The 15,886-nt window shown below is 40.0% G+C and carries 10 protein-coding genes; 3 read left to right on the top strand and 7 right to left on the bottom strand.

Annotated features, from left to right (window positions below):
* Positions 1–886: 886 nt before the first annotated feature.
* The 4 genes from AC2YHV_RS26585 to pbp4b all read right to left on the bottom strand — a co-directional run bounded on the left by AC2YHV_RS26585 (position 887) and on the right by pbp4b (position 6,519).
* Positions 887–2,284 (bottom strand): amino acid permease, encoded by a 1,398-nt coding sequence (locus AC2YHV_RS26585; RefSeq protein ID WP_487374508.1) that lies wholly within the window; start codon positions 2,282–2,284, stop codon positions 887–889.
* A gap of 325 nt (positions 2,285–2,609) precedes the next feature.
* Positions 2,610–4,127 carry a histidine ammonia-lyase gene (gene hutH, locus AC2YHV_RS26580; protein WP_034306584.1) on the bottom strand — a complete coding sequence of 506 codons (1,518 nt, stop codon included), beginning with the start codon at positions 4,125–4,127 and terminating at the stop codon, positions 2,610–2,612.
* A gap of 114 nt (positions 4,128–4,241) precedes the next feature.
* Entirely contained in the window at positions 4,242–4,691 is a 450-nt protein-coding gene (gene hutP / locus AC2YHV_RS26575) for a histidine utilization transcription antiterminator HutP (protein ID WP_054398152.1), read from the bottom strand.
* A 454-nt stretch (positions 4,692–5,145) separates the two neighbouring features.
* Complete coding sequence (gene pbp4b, locus AC2YHV_RS26570; protein ID WP_487374507.1) at positions 5,146–6,519, bottom strand: penicillin binding protein PBP4B; 1,374 nt, start codon at positions 6,517–6,519, stop codon at positions 5,146–5,148.
* A gap of 681 nt (positions 6,520–7,200) precedes the next feature.
* Between pbp4b and AC2YHV_RS26565 the strand changes: the two genes are divergently transcribed.
* From AC2YHV_RS26565 to AC2YHV_RS26555, 3 genes are read left to right on the top strand one after another with little or no spacing between them, the layout of a single operon-like run.
* Positions 7,201–8,775, top strand: coding sequence for a spore germination protein (locus AC2YHV_RS26565; protein ID WP_487374497.1), 1,575 nt, complete (start codon positions 7,201–7,203; stop codon positions 8,773–8,775).
* A gap of 26 nt (positions 8,776–8,801) precedes the next feature.
* A complete protein-coding gene (locus tag AC2YHV_RS26560; RefSeq protein WP_487374496.1) occupies positions 8,802–9,905 on the top strand; it encodes a spore germination protein in 1,104 nt (367 codons plus the stop codon).
* On the top strand, positions 9,889–11,103 hold the full coding sequence (locus tag AC2YHV_RS26555; RefSeq protein ID WP_487374495.1) for a Ger(x)C family spore germination protein: 1,215 nt from the start codon (positions 9,889–9,891) through the stop codon (positions 11,101–11,103). Before AC2YHV_RS26560 ends, AC2YHV_RS26555 begins: the two co-directional genes overlap by 17 nt.
* A 100-nt stretch (positions 11,104–11,203) precedes the next feature.
* On the opposite strand, the gene AC2YHV_RS26550 is transcribed toward AC2YHV_RS26555, so the two are convergent.
* The 3 genes from AC2YHV_RS26550 to AC2YHV_RS26540 all read right to left on the bottom strand — a co-directional run.
* Positions 11,204–14,389, bottom strand: a complete 3,186-nt coding sequence (locus AC2YHV_RS26550) for a biotin/lipoyl-containing protein (protein ID WP_487374494.1) — start codon at positions 14,387–14,389, stop codon at positions 11,204–11,206.
* Between the two features lie 37 nt (positions 14,390–14,426).
* Complete coding sequence (locus AC2YHV_RS26545) at positions 14,427–15,119, bottom strand: hypothetical protein (RefSeq protein ID WP_487374493.1); 693 nt, start codon at positions 15,117–15,119, stop codon at positions 14,427–14,429.
* 649 nt (positions 15,120–15,768) lie between these two features.
* Positions 15,769–15,886: IS3 family transposase (locus AC2YHV_RS26540; protein WP_477577101.1), on the bottom strand; the 118-nt coding region annotated here is incomplete at its 5' end.

The raw sequence follows: 15,886 nt of genomic DNA, 5'->3' as shown, positions 1-15,886 counted from the left end.
AATTCTACCCCTTCAAAAAAGCGGAAGTGACACTTATTTAGTGGCACAGGGTGTACGTGTATAGAAAAATAATCTATATTTATTATTTCCAAGAAGCCATTCTTTACTTGGATTATATTTTGTGTGATAAATTGAGCATTTCAAGTAGAAAAAAAGAGGTGCAATCACAACTGAGGAAACTAGCAGGCACAACATATACCAACTGTAATATAAACGATTTCCACTTAGAGTTTTGTCCTGATGATGGACTTACGACTACCCTCTAAAGTACTTCATTTCCTTTACCAGGTGGAATGATACTTGCAGTGCAGTATAACACCAAAACGCATAGAAATATGATTATGGGATTCCCAATTGTCTATTTTAAAGCTTTGCAGGGAAAAGAGGTGCAATACAACTGAGGAAACTAACAGGCACACAGCATATACCAACTGAAATATTATGGTTTTTTATTTTAGGGGTTTTGTTCAGTCCCAACACTTGGAATGAACCTGTATCCCTAAAGTACCTCATTACCTTAACAAAGAATGAATATAAGTTCAAATGATGCGGGACGGAATTCTTGCCTAAAAAGCCCATTTACGCCATCGATTCTAAAGGTTACGGAGGACACCAAAAACCTTGATATACCAACACTTCGGCTTCCTATAATCATAAACTCCCAACATCGGCCACAATTTTTTTTCAGTTTTTTTAATTCCAAAAGTCATCCAAAAAGTGGGAAAGGTGATTTTCCGCTTAAAAATCACATGGCAAGATTGGGATTTCACACATTTTTTTAATGGTTATGTTTTATGCAGCCATATATGGAAATGTGTCATATATACAGAGAAAAACCTTGAAACAACAATTCCATTTCAAGGCTGATGCATTTTATCAATACATACTAATTGGCATTCCTATGTTCATCAAAATCGATTTTGCATTCCTCTAGCGGAACTACTTTTGTTTTCTTAATGAACTTATAACCAAGCCACATTATCAAAAAGAATGGGATGCCAAGATAGGCAGCGATCACACTTGCCCAGTTAATGTCATCGCCAATGAAGGCCTGATAGTTTTGCGCCAATAATACGAAGAAACAAAGTACAAAGGAAAATATCGGGCCGAAAGGAAACAACTTGGATTTATAGGGAAGATCATCCAGTGAATACCCTTGAGCAATATAAGCTTTTCTAAAGCGGTAATGGCTTGCCGCTATACCGAGCCAAAATATAAATCCAGTGACTCCAACCGCATTCATAAGCCAAATATAAATGACTCCATCACCGAAAATGGAAGCAAAAAAGGCCAACATCCCTACAAGTGAAGTGACAACCAATCCCCAAATGGGAACGCCGCGTTTGTTAAGTTTGCCAAAAATACGCGGTGCCAGCCCTTCATTTGCCATGGAGTATAACATTCGGCTTGTCACGTAAAGACTCGAATTACCTGCGGATAATACGGCTGTCAAAATGATGGCATTCATCACGGAAGCAGCGAATGCCAGTCCCACTTTTTCAAACACCATCGTAAATGGGCTAACCATGATCGTGTGTCCCTGCAGACTGCCATTCGTATAAGGAACGATCAATCCGATAACCAATATGGCCAGGATATAAAAGAGGAAGATTCTCCAAAAAATGCTGCGAACTGCACGTGGTACATTTTTTGCCGGGTCTTCACTTTCACCGGCTGCAACGCCGACTATTTCTGTTCCTTGAAAAGAAAATCCAGCAGCAATGAAAATGCCCAATGTTGCCAAAAAACCACCGGCAAACGGAGCGTCACCAACTGTGAAGTTTTTAAAACCAATCGCCTCTCCGTTCATGATCCCGAATATCATCAATATTCCGACAACTATGAAAATGATGATGGTCGCCACTTTGATGAGGGAGAACCAATACTCCCCTTCGCCATACCCTTTAACGGATACGTAATTCAATAAGAATATCAAAACTAAAAACAATGAACTCCATAAAAAAGACGAGCTGTCAGGAAACCAAAACTTCATAACCATCGTTGCGGCAGATAGTTCCGCAGCAAGAGTCATTGCCCAAGTGAACCAATAGTTCCAACCAAGCGCAAACCCTAATGCCGGGTCGATGAAACGCGAAGCATAGGTACTGAAGGCTCCGCTGACCGGCATAAATGATGCCAGTTCTCCAAGGCTTGTCATAATAAAATAAACCATTATGCCAATTACGGTGTAAGCGACCAAAGCACCGCCAGGCCCCGCAGAGTGAATGGCTGGCCCGCTTCCGAGAAACAGCCCTGTTCCAATTGCACCGCCCAGCGAAATCATCGTAAGGTGGCGTGCTTTTAGCTTCCTTTGTAAAGTATTTGACGGCTGGTTTTTTTCATTTATGACAGGTGGTTGCAATTGCCGATTTTCCAAATTAGATTCCCCTCCAAAAATGCATGTTTAATCTAGCACGAATAGGTAAAGTCGATCATTCCATCAATAGTCATTTCCTGCATTTATTACTATTTCAAGGTCATTTTCTCTAATGCTTAGACCTTTTTTGGATTTCTGGGATCTTTGTAGCATTTACATAAGGGTGTTAGGCTTAAAGCCCAAGTCAAAGGGCTATAAGCCTAACGTTCATTCGGATATTCCGAGCTTCATATTATGTTGTAGGTAAACTCCTATGAATAAATGAATTCCAGTCAATTTGCAGTAACCAGCTTGCCGTTGCTTCAATATCCTTTGAAAAGATACGATCTTGTGTAATGCTTGGAATGAGCTTTCTTGCTTCCGTATAAAACTCTTTTGTAAACGGGGCCATCTTCTCTATTCCACGGTATTCAACCGCTTGTAAGGCACAAATGAGCTCAATCGCCAAAACACGGCGAACGTTTTGGATGATTTGATGTGCGTGCCGGGAGCCAATCGTTCCCATACTTACATGGTCTTCCTGGTTCGCTGAAGATGGAATGGAATCGACACTTGCAGGATGTGCCAGTGTTTTATTCTCAGAGACTAGGGAAGCTGCACAATATTGCATGATCATCGCTCCAGACTGCAAGCCAGGTGAAGGGCTCAAGAATGGCGGTAAATCATTGAGCTGAGGATTGACGAGTCGCTCAATCCGGCGCTCTGAAATATTTGCAAGCTCGGCAACAGCGATTTTCATGAAGTCCATCGCAAATGCAATCGGCTGTCCATGGAAGTTCCCTCCTGAAATAACCTTTTCCCCATCGTCAAAAATAAGCGGATTATCCGTCGCTGCATTCATTTCAATTTCCAATTTTTCTTTTACATAATCAAGAGTTTGCCATGATGCCCCATGCACTTGCGGGATGCAGCGAAGGGAATAAGCATCCTGAACCCGCAGTTCTCCTTGCTTGGTGATGAGCTGGCTGCCGCTGATCATGCGGCTAATCCGTTCAGCGACCTCTGTTTGCTGGCGGTAACCCCGTGCTAGATGAACATCCGGATCAAAGGCATCTTCAATGCCGCGTAATCCCTCTAAAGTCAGTGAAGCAATCGCTTCAGTTTGATGGGCCAGCTGTTCGGCTTCAATGTAATTTACGAGGCCCATCCCCGTCATGGCCTGTGTTCCGTTAATTAATGCAAGACCTTCTTTTGCTTTAAGTGTCACTGGAAGAATGCCTTCTTTCGATAAAGCTGCGATGGCCTCCATTCGCTCTCCTTTATAAAACACTTCCCCTTCCCCCATCAATACTAGCGCCAAATGCGAAAGCGGCGCCAAGTCCCCGCTTGCCCCAAGAGAACCTTGCTGAGGGATGACCGGATGGATATGAGCATTCAAAAGATCGATCAAACGTTCAATGACGATAGGACGGACGCCGGAGAACCCTTTTAATAGCGCGTTGGCACGGAGAAGGACCATAGCTCTCGAAACCACCTCTGGAAATGGTTCCCCGACTCCGCACGCATGGGAATGAATCAAATTCCACTGTAGCTGCTCAGCGTCCTCTGCATCAATCAAAACATCGCTAAACTTTCCAAAACCTGTTGTGATGCCATAGACGACTTTCTTTTGTTTCACGATATTTTCAACCGCTTCGCGGCTTTTTTCCACTTTCTTTACACTCTCGGCTGAAGCAGAGACAAATGCTTCTCCATACAATACTTTTTTCGCTTCTTCAATCGTTAAAGTTTGGCCCGTTAACATAATCATTTCCTGCACCCCTATTCTTTTTTTAAACAAACAAAAGGAGGCCATATTGACAGACTTATCCAGTCTATCAATACAGCCCCCTATTTCACTAAATAACTATAGGCTTTTAATTATTTAAATGTGGTTAATTCCCAAACCGACGGCTTCATGTTCAAATCCCCGAACCGGTGCTCCAATCGTTCCATACACGGCGACAGCAATCCATTCACCTTCGGCCCCGTTTTTAAACGGCCTGCCCCGAACGATTGCAAACCGAAGGCCCGCAGTCCTCAAAAGACCGCCAAGCTCGACTTGGCCGCGTGTCACTCCTTGGAGTGCTTCGATGATCGCATGATACAGCGCATGCATTTCACGATACATATCGGGATTGACCAATCCAAGTCTTTTCGCAGATGTCTCAATGGCCGCAACTATTTTCTGCAGCTCCATTGAACCGACTTTACCTTTTCCATAAAGCCAATCCATCCGCTTAAGTTCATTCGTCAATATGACTTCTTCCTCTTCGTCCGCAAATGCGTACATGATTGCATGGCGCCCAATTCTTCTGTCGAATTCCTTTGTCATGCAGGTACCTCTTTTACAATTTTCTAAATACACTAATAACTAAATATTATTGTAAGCGGATACAGGCTGTTCGGTCAATATATTTTTTAAAATAGTTCTTTTAGGGGGATAATTCATCACTCCCGAAAGCAGTCGAACAACCATGGCAATAACGCCCATACAAAGGTCCAATTCGTCCCCCAGAGCGTCCCGGATAACCAGATTATGCCTTCATGAAATTGTTCGGTTCCATAGATTAGTGACAATTAAACATGCATCATCGTTGTACAAAATGGGGAAATCATCGAACAAGGTGCCCTTGATAATTTGCTCGATCAAGACGGGGCATATAAAAACCTGATCCTTGCCCAAACTGTATGGAATAAAGCTTCCAGACATTCTGATAGAACAAGAAAAAAGGCCTCCCGACATTAATGGGATGTCTTAAACTTTATGGAGATATCCGTATATCCGTTTATTCATTCGTTTCCAATGCTTCATAAATCGCAGTTACAACACTTCCATAGCTTCCTGTTTTGAAGAGGTCGCCAAAAAACTGATTGGAATTGGCTACAGGATTGACGAGCGGAGAGTGCTTTTTATTAGTTAGTAAAACGATCCCTAAATCTATTTCCGGATCAATGATCGTGACCGTCCCGGTCCATCCAGTATGACCATAGGCACTGTCGCTTGCGAGAGGACTGAACATCCACTCCATGCTAGCATCGCCATTTCGTCTCCAACCAAGACCATATGTAGGATTCATCTCGGAAGGTGCGACGAATTCATCGATTGTTTCTTGATCAAACAACGTATGTTTACCGTATCCCCCGCCATTCAGCATCACCTGCAGAAGGACGGCCATATCTTTCGTATTGGAGAAAAGGCCGGCATGTCCTGAAACGCCCCCCATCGAATAAAAGGCTTTTTCATCATGCACTTCCCCTTGAAGTGTGTATGTACGAATGTTAGGGAAATCTATCACGCCATCCCGGGTGTTGCCAAGCAATTCGGTTGCGGCAAAATCCCTTGGCTTAAAGCCCTTTCGCAGAGGATTGAACTTAGTATTTTTCAAACCAAGCGGCTTGTACAATTCATTTTCAACATAGACATCAAGCTGCTGACCCGTTATTTCTTCAACAATGGCACCAAGCAGCATATAATCCACATCACTGTAGACATTCTGTGTTCCAGGTACATATGTGAGCGGTGTCTTGGAAATGAACTCGATGGTTTTATCCCGCTCCTGGGAATAAAGTTCTTTCGAAACCTTTGGATTATGGTATTGCGGATCGGGTCTAAACCCTGCAGTATGATGTAGAACATCAATAACCCTCAGATTATCCTTTCCTTTGATCACATCCTCCTCTGTGTCTTTGAATTCAGGAATGTATTGCTGCACTCTTGCCTGGATATTCAGCTTGCCTTCGCTGACTAATTTCTGAATGGCAAAATTGGTTGCATACATCTTCGTGTTTGAAGCAAGGTCAAATAACGTGTCATTTCCCATTTTTTGAAACTTCTTAAGAGGTGTATGTTCATTAAACTTCTGTTTGTACCCGTAGCTTTCATTTTTAACGATCTTTCCGTCCTTTATGACAATCAAGGCAGCACCGGGGAAACCGGCCGCCACTTCCATTTCAATGAGCTGATCCACTTTTTCCAGCCTTTCAGACGAAAATCCCGCTTCTTCCGGTTTATTTACTTTCTTTAATATTGGATACTGACTGGCAGTCTCCTTACTCACAGCGGCTCCATGATTTGAGTTTTCATTAGCAAAAGACACGGAAGGTGCTAATAAGGAAAGTGCCAGAATTGAACTCAGTGTGCAGCTTGTCCATATATTCATCATTTTCCACTCCTTTGAAATCACTTTTAAAAATAAAGAACAACTTAACCGAAAGCTAATATTCTCATTCATTCCGTCCTTTTTACACCAGGCTTTACAATTCGATAATATGTTCCGGGTTGTGATTTGGATCTCTTATTTCAAGTTGGTTAATGCAGAAATTTCCCAAAATCGGGTGATATTTACAAACAATTCCCAATTTTCAGTATATGTTATTTCGAACATCATTTCAATTTGATCTTTATATTTTTAAAATTATATTTCAAATCTTGAGCTTAAGTCATCCCCCGTTCTAAGAAGTAAAGCCTATGTTCATTAAAGCTCACTACTATAATAATGAGTCATTCGGATAAGTCCCAGACATCGATTTCGCCTCTTCCTTCTCCTCAATTATATTCAAAATCAATTTTCCCACATAATACATACGAAGTATAAAGTATGTAAATACGGCTAATTGCTTTTAACTTCATTGCATAAGAAACGTGGAAGATATTAATACTATTTGAGAATTAAAGGAATTTCAGCGGCTACTTGAAACAAGTATAGGGTGATGAAAATGTGGAAAACTATTGTTTCCTACCTTCCAGAATGGCAGGTTTTTATACAAGCTTTTATTGTGTTTGTTATTCCGTATTTAATCTCCAAATTGTTTAATCGGCTTCGCAACTCAAAGGATGAGTGATGAAAATGAAAGAGTGGATATCAAAGATCGGTAAAAAAGGAAAAGGTACCGATAAAGACAAACAAGAAGCAAATACCTCCCAAGATTCAACTGATCAGTTTACAGATAATTTTAATTTAAATCTAGAAATGGTTAAGCAAGAAATTGGACATAATTGGGATGTTCATTTTCGAGAATTTAATATCGGCCGTACCGGTATTCGGTCAATTATCATTTATGCGGATGGATTATCAGATAAAGAAATCATTGATAAACATATCATGGCATCATTGATGGTTGACTTTTCAGCAGAATATAAACAAGACCTTCCTTACATCAAAGGAAGCATTTCAAAAGAATTCATAAAAAATGAAGTGTTATCTATCAGTGAGGTAGAAGAAGTTGGTTCCATTAAAGAGTTAGCATCAAAAGTATTAACAGGTTCTACCGCGCTTTTAATTGATGGATTAGTGGATGCCCTAATCCTTGGTACAACAAAAATAAAAACAAGGACTGTTGAAGAGCCGGTATCAGAGGCATTAGTCAGAGGTCCACGGATCGGTTTCACTGAATCTTTAGTTGATAATACGTCTTTTTTAAGAAGTAGTGGTGAAATTGAAAATTTATCGTTAGTACAATTCCAAGTAGGTAAGCAGTCAAGAAAAGACTTAGTTGTCGCTTACATTAAAGATATTGTTGATCCCGAATTAGTTCAAGAGGTAGAAAATCGAATTAAAAAAATTGATATTGATAATGTGCCAGAATCAGGTTATGTAGAGCAACTCATCGAGGATAATTACCTTAGTCCTTTTCCTCAGGTACAGAATACAGAGCGTCCTGATCGCGTGATTGCTGCTTTAATGGAAGGTCGGGTGGCCATCTTATTGGATGGGACGCCATTCGCTTTGATCGTTCCAGTTACATTAAGCATGATGTTACAATCACCTGAAGATTATTATGAAAGATGGATTCCTGGCACATTCATACGTTTACTCCGTTATCTCACAGTTGTTTTGGCTCTTTTTACACCGTCTTTATATATAGCTTTCATCTCATTTCATTCAGGGTTGATTCCGACAAAACTGGCCATCTCCATTATAGGAACCAGGTCCGGGGTTCCGTTTCCGGCACTTATCGAAGCATTATTCATGGAAATATCCATCGAAATTCTGAGGGAAGCAGGACTGCGATTGCCTAAGCCAATTGGTCCGGCAATGGGTATCGTCGGCGGTTTGATCATTGGGGAAGCTGCTGTACAGGCAGGGATCGTTAGCCCTGTTTTGGTGATTGTAGTAGCGTTAACTGCTATATCATCATTTTCCATTCCGCACTATAGTATTGGGATTACATTACGGATTCTGCGTTTTCCAGCCATGATTTGTGCTGCCACATTTGGATTATACGGGGTCATTCTCTTTTTTCTTTTAATGACCAGCCATTTAGTGAAATTAAAAAGCTTTGGTGTACCTTATATGAGTCCAGCCGTTCCTTATCGTTTAAGTGAATGGAAAGACCTGATGGTTCGCATGCCGCTTATGATGATGAAGCGCCGTCCAAAGATGATGCATACAAAAAAACCCATACGTAAAGGATAACTTATCGGTGAAAGGGTGGTTAACGAATGATTCTCAATCCGAAAGACCGAATCACGACTCCTCAAACAGCTGTCATTATCATCAACTTTATACTCGGTACAGGATTACTCACCCTACCCAGATCATCGACGGAGAAGGTACATACACCAGATGTATGGATTAGCGTTATAATAGGCGGGATTATTGCGATAATCGCAGGGGTGATCATGGTCAAATTAAGCCAACAGTTTCCCGATAAGACCTTTTATCAATACATCAATGAAATTGTAGGAAAATGGGTGGGGAGTTTTCTTAGTTTAGTTATTATATGTTATTTTCTTATGACTTCCGGATTTCAGCTCCGTTCAATGGCTGAAGTTGTAAGGTATTTACTTCTGGAGGGTACCCCTACATGGGCAATTATTATGATTTTCATGTGGGTAGGTCTTTATCTCATCATCGGTGGCATTAACCCGATATCCCGTCTATTTGAAATTATATTACCTTTGACGGTTATCCTTTTTTTGGTAGTTACCTTTATGAGCATCAAAATATTTGAGATCGATAATCTGCGTCCGGTATTAGGAGAAGGAATCACTCCTGTACTAAAAGGGGTAAAAACAACGGCTCTCGCTTTTTCAGGGCCTGAAATCATGTTACTGCTTATTCCGTTTATGAATCAGCCAAAAAAAGCAGTAAAAGCCCTGCTTGTTGGAGTTTCCATTCCATTGATTTTTTATGTAATAACGGTCGTAATGGTTATCGGGGCATTATCTGTTGATGGAGTGGTCACGAGAACATGGCCGACTCTGGATCTTATACGCAGTTTTGAAATCTCCGGTTTGATCTTTGAACGGTTTGAATCTTTATTGCTCGTGGTTTGGATCATGCAAATATTTGCTACATTTACCATCACCTACTTTGCAGCCGCTTTAGGGCTGGCTCAACTTACAAAAAAGAGCATTCACCCATTTATGTTTGGGTTGCTTCCGATTCTATACATCATTGCCATGATTCCGAAAAATATGAATGACCTATTTAAACAAGGAGATTTCGTCGGCAATATCGCACTGTTTTTATTTGGTTTACTTCCGCTTCTTCTGCTTATCATCTCAAGAATAAAGGGAGGAAAATATGAAACAATCACATAACAATATACGCCCCCTCTTCATTTCCCTCTCCGTTCTTTTGTTCTTATCCCTTACAGGATGTTGGAGCAGTCATGAAATCGAAGAGCAAAGTCTAGGTATCGGTTTGGCATTCGATAAAGCCAAGCCGTCCTCCATCGAGAAAAAATTAAACGAACAAGGGGGTGGTTATTCAAAAAAGGACCGGATTACTGCAACCTATCAATTTATCACTCCACAAGTAGCAAGTTCAACAACGAAACAATCAGGACCAGAACAAAAATCTTATCTTAACGTTTCCGAAACTGGTGATTCCTTCCATCAAATGGTTCGTGAATTATCATTGAGAAGTGAACAACCCGTAACCGCTCACCATCTGAAAGTGGTTGTTATAGGTGAAGATCTTGCAAAATCGTATAAGTTGGAACAATTACTTAATCAAAATTTTCGAGAAAGTGAGGTTAGACCAAGCTGTCTTGTGCTCATCAGTAAAGGAAAAGCGAGCAACACACTGGAAACAAAGAAAGATGGAGAGATTCCAGCGTTTCGTCTAGCTGGCATTGTAGAAAATGCCTATCGAACAACGAGGATTTTACCTCCCATGTCGCATATTAAAGTAGAAAGCAAGATCAAATCAGGATCTAGTTTTCTAATCCAAAAAGTTCTATCAGCAGATGGGCAAGTCAAATTTGCGGGTGCTGCCGTGATCGATGGAAAGACACACAAAATGACTGGTTTTTTGAATGAGGAGGAACTGGAGGGCGTCACATGGATAACAGGTAAGGGGAAAGGCGGTGTAGTGAAAAGCTTTGATAAAGAAACCGGTCAGCTGATTGTGTATGAGATAGAATCCATGAAAAGCAGTATCGTACCTCGAGTTAAAGGAGACAACATCTCTTTTGATGTAAACATTGAATCAGTGGGTAGACTGTCTGAAAACTGGGTGATTTCAGGAGATACTTTTAAAAATGAATTTCTAAAAAAAGCAGAAAAATCCTCTGAAAAAGAAGTGAAACGCTTGGTGGGGAATGTATTAGAAAAAATGCAAAAGGAATACCAAGTGGACGTTGCTGGCTTCGGAAATCAATTGAGAATTAAGCACCCAAAAGTATGGAAGAAGGTCAAAAAGGATTGGGACCAAACATTTAGTGAAACTCCAATCAACTACGATGTAAAACTAACTATTAATGATTATGGAGCATCAGATGGATCAAAGAAGTGAATCCACAGGTTGAACACCTAGCTGTGAATAACGATGAGCATGAAAAGGACTCCCACAGTATACTGTGAGAGACCTTTTCAAAAATTTTTTCATCGAAAGATCAGCTTAATTCCACTTTAGTAATTTCACTTAAATAATTCCCACTTATAATCGAGCCTTCATCTGCAACAACATATTCAATGACAGTCGGGCTTATGGTCCGAATATAAACAAATGCTGAATCATCTACATGCTCAATTCGAAGCTTTTTCCTCTGTGCCTGCTTAATATCAAGCTGGTTGGTACTAGCTTCCGGCAGGCTTGTGTAATAAATCTCAAAATCTTCTTCTGATGCATCAATGAAAAGATGCCATTTGTTATACTCTTCTTCTTGATCAATCATTGTTTTTAATTTCCCTTTTCTCCCGATGCCAAGAAAATACTTGAACTTTGATTCCCCATTCACCATATCGCGGTCAATAACTTTTATACTTCCGCCTTTTCTGCTTTGTACAAGCCCAAAGGCAACGCCTGTTTTTCCTGTAGGAGCTGTTATTATATCCCGGTTAACCACTCTGTTTCTCTCTTCTTGCTTTAAATAAGCGCCTTCTGTCCCCAGTGGCGGTAGAATCTCAAAAAGGGCACCAGACACTTCTCCCCAGTTTTGAGTGTTCTCCATTTCCCTTTCAATCCATTTATTAAATAGATTCATGACGACCGGGGATTTACTTGAATTACCCGCAAGCAGTATATTCACTTTATTAATTTTTCTGTATTCTGACCGGGCAAAAGCGCGCCGTAGAGACTCAAAGAAATTTTTAATGCCTTTGTCGATTCTTTCCTCAATCAACTGTTCCATTTCATCTTGATCGATCAATAGTTCTACATTGAGTTTTGCGCGGCCGGCTTTGTCAAATAAATCTGCCCGGATCATGCCTTTTCCAAACTGTTCTTCATACCGTTCATGTCTTTCCCAAAGCGGCCTTAATTTTTCCACCAATTGTTTCGTATTTAAATAGGATTCTTGTGACTCATTAATCAATGTTTCACTTCCGGGAAATTTCACACATTCCGCTGGGAGGGTAAAAGGAATGTTTAACTCACGCATTGTTCTTTGGTTGTTTTTAAACACTTGGAACGCCAAAAGCTCCAGCATGTTCTCTCCACCTAAATACCGGTCCCCGCCCGCTGCAAAATGTTCAATGACATAATCATATCTGCTTTCTTTCAAGCCCGCTTCACGCCAAATCCCAAAATCAAAATCTGTCGTTCCTCCACCAAAATCAAACACACCGTAGTACGTTTTTTCATCCTCTTCCGGTTCAAATCCGTATTCCTTTAACGCACAAACGGCATAGGCAGCAGGTTCACTCGCCCCAGCGGTGACACGAAACTTTTTCATTAATTCTTCATCCTGCTGAATCGGCATAGGAAGCGTCTTTTTTAACCCGCGTTCAAAACACGTTAGAATTTTTTCCCTTACCTCTTTTTCATACGTCACCGGGAAAGAAAGGGTGTAATCGAGGTAAATCCCATTGTTCTGGTTATTGATATACAAACCGAGGTAATAGGCGTATAACTCGATTGGGTTGATTTCCTGATCGGTTAAGTCCAAAAAGGAACGCAGTACAACGGCATATCCCCTCTTGTCTTTTAATCGGAGTTCGTTATTCTTTTCTCCAGCCCACTGCTTTAGATTATTCAATATGGAATAATAATGGTCACTCTTTCCATTCATCAAGTTGTTAAGAGCATTGTGGGAAACCGTCACATCCTGCCACCTTGTATCTGGTCTTCCTTCTTTTTCTTGATAAAGCTCGAGGAAATGTTCTAAATCAATAAATTCAATCACGGTTGGATTTTCATAATGCCAGTCTTGTACTTCCGTGTTTAGGTAGCCAACCCCAATACGCATGGGAAGAGTAACATCACTTTCTTCTTGATGAACGACAACTGTACTTTTCGTTCCAAAATCAATGCCGACTATGCCGTCCTCCCTAATATCCATTTTAGGGTTCCTGGCCATTATTTCTTCGTTCAGCTTTATCGTTAAAGGTTTTTCATCAGAGGTGACAGGCCATAAATCCCAATGTCCCCGGTTTGGATCTGTTAACATCTTTTCATCATATGTATCAATATCAGCCCTTACTTTTTCAGAGTTTAAAAGCCTCTCATAAAAAGTGTTGGAATCGATAGCGATCGATGGCAATTCTTTAAGAAAACTTTCATGATCTAATTCCTTTAATTGATACAATTCCAGCAAATAATCATACTCCTTCTGGCGTTCTGCGCTTAATCCACTTGGAATTAACCGGTTTTCCAGCCAAAGATGGAGAGCCTTTCGGTCATTGGTTTCAAAAGCATTTTCCCCATTTAAACGGAAAACTGGAACGAAAAATCCTTTTCCCAGCAAATTGTTTTTTTGATTTACTACATCGTAGCTTTGAATATCGTACCCGTTGGATTTAAACGCTATCGATTTAGAAGAGTTAGCCGTTTGATTGGCAAATATCCTTGAAATGGAAGGATTTTTATTCGCGGAATAATCGTCTAAAGTTAATATTCTCTTATATACAGGGTGCTCGGTTGTATTGAAACTTTTCGCAGCCTCTTCCCGCGTCATGGCATCACCTTTAAAATCGGAAACGTCCAGATGCTTTTTGTAGTCAAAATCCTCGTCCATTAATTCATAGTATTTTCTATAAGGAAATACCGCTGCGATGTTGTGATCATATATGATATTCCCATTATTCATGTAAACCCATCTGGAACGGAGCATTTTTTTAATGTCTTGAAAGAAGCTGGCCTCATCCTTGAAGAAGGTTTCTTCTGCACTCTGATATAAATGGCTGATTAACGATCTCACTTCTTTATAAGTCATTGAAATGGCAGAGACCGGAACGGTTTGGGAATCCGTTGAGAATAGAACCTGCTCTTCGTTCTTATTCATTAAGTATATGGAACTGTCTATGTTATTTTTTTCGGCTAAGCTTGTTACGTTCTCAATCGGCTCTTCATCTTCCATCGTTTCTTGTTTTTCAACTTCTTTTAATAATTCTTCAGAAATTGCATCACCAGAATCCAAATAACATATCAGGTCACCAATCTTGACTATAGTGTCCTCCGCTACGTTCAATTCTTTAAGGGTACCTTCTTTTTCTGAAAAGAGGTCAAATTCGATGCCCTCACAGCTGAATTTGGCTAAGCTTTCGCCCACCGTAATATAATCGCCTGGCTGTTTATACCATTGCACAAGAAGGATTTTTTCAATGCCTTCTTCAATCTCTGGGATAATAATCGATGTCATTGTATTTCTCCTTTACTATCATTCTCTGTTTCGCCTGCTAGATTCTCACAACGGATTTTTTAATGGTTTTACCATTAATGCTTATATATCCTGGCAGCAGGACGTCCATGATGTTCCCGGATATTTTGCTATTTAAGGCCCTTATGTATAAGTCCTCCCTGAAGACCTCATTCATTTTCACTTCCTGTATTTTATATAAAGGGGTATCGTATGTTTTACTGTACTCTTGAAAGAAATACAGAAAAAGGGCGAGCAAAGTCTCTCTTTCCTGCTCCCGTCCTTCCATAATCTCGTTTTTGATAAAATCCCACAAAGATGAAATGTTTTCATATTGCACGCCACAGACTATAAATTCCTGCACGGAACCGCCCTTGAAGATTCCTTTCAAGGAACTTTTAGTGGTTTCGGATAATTGTTGAACAGCTTCGTAAAGTTTTTCTGCTTCCCGATAGTCCGCTCTTCTCTTTTGCAATTCATTATAATAGGATTCCATTTTCTCATTCAGATGGTGGATCATTATTTGGTACTCACTAATTTCTGCTTTTTTCGAGGCAAGCTCTTGTTGGAGTTTTGCTATTTCATTTTCTTTTTCTTTCAGCAGCTCCTTATGCTCCCCCAATTGACTATACGAGCACCCTTCTGCTATTGCTTGTATCCTTTCAATGACTCTTTCGTCTTGTAGGGAAACCATTAATGCCTCAATAAAACCATCATCCCATTCCTTATTCATCTTTACACTCCTTTCAAAAGTGTTAACCAACCATACTCGCTCTGTATATGTATGAAAATGTTTTCCTTTTTTCGCCATAGAAAAATCCCCTCCCAGATAGACTGTTAGGAGAATACAACCATAACTTATATTTCAAGATATCAGTAGTGAGATTACTTATTTCTTATCAAAAATACGTATATAACGTATTAAAGATGTATGAATAATATGATGCTTACTTTCACTTTTCACTATTAAATACTCACAGTGTTCCATCCTTTTTAAGACTTCTTGTAAAACATCCTCTTTTTTACTACTCAATCCTTTTTTTATTTTCTCCCACTTAACATCAGCGTCAAGAGTATAACAAACATAGAATTCCTTTAACAGGTTAATCTTCCCCTTAAATGCTTAGTTTCTTTAACTGTTTTTATTATTTATATCTAATCCGAATTCATATTTTTCCTCAATCCGATATACTACCTTATGAGTACCACTTAATAATATTCGGTATGATCATGTTGTTTAAGTGGGTTGAAATGACTAGGGTAAACCTCCGGATTACTTGATAAGAAAAGGCCTCCCCTCAGTAAACTGTGGGAGGCCTCAGACTGTAGACAAACTCGATGAAAATCGAGTTGATCTGACCCAATAAAGTTAGACATATAATTTAAGCAGCTTCTAAGACCTGAGTTCGGTATTCTATCGGACTCAGGTCTTTTAATTTTACCTTCATTCGTTTGTGGTTATAGTAATGTATATAATCATCTAATTCCTTTTCAAAGTGC

The sequence above is a fragment of the Peribacillus sp. SRI_006 genome (assembly GCF_057586375.1).
This window is presented reverse-complemented; position numbering and strand designations above follow the sequence as displayed.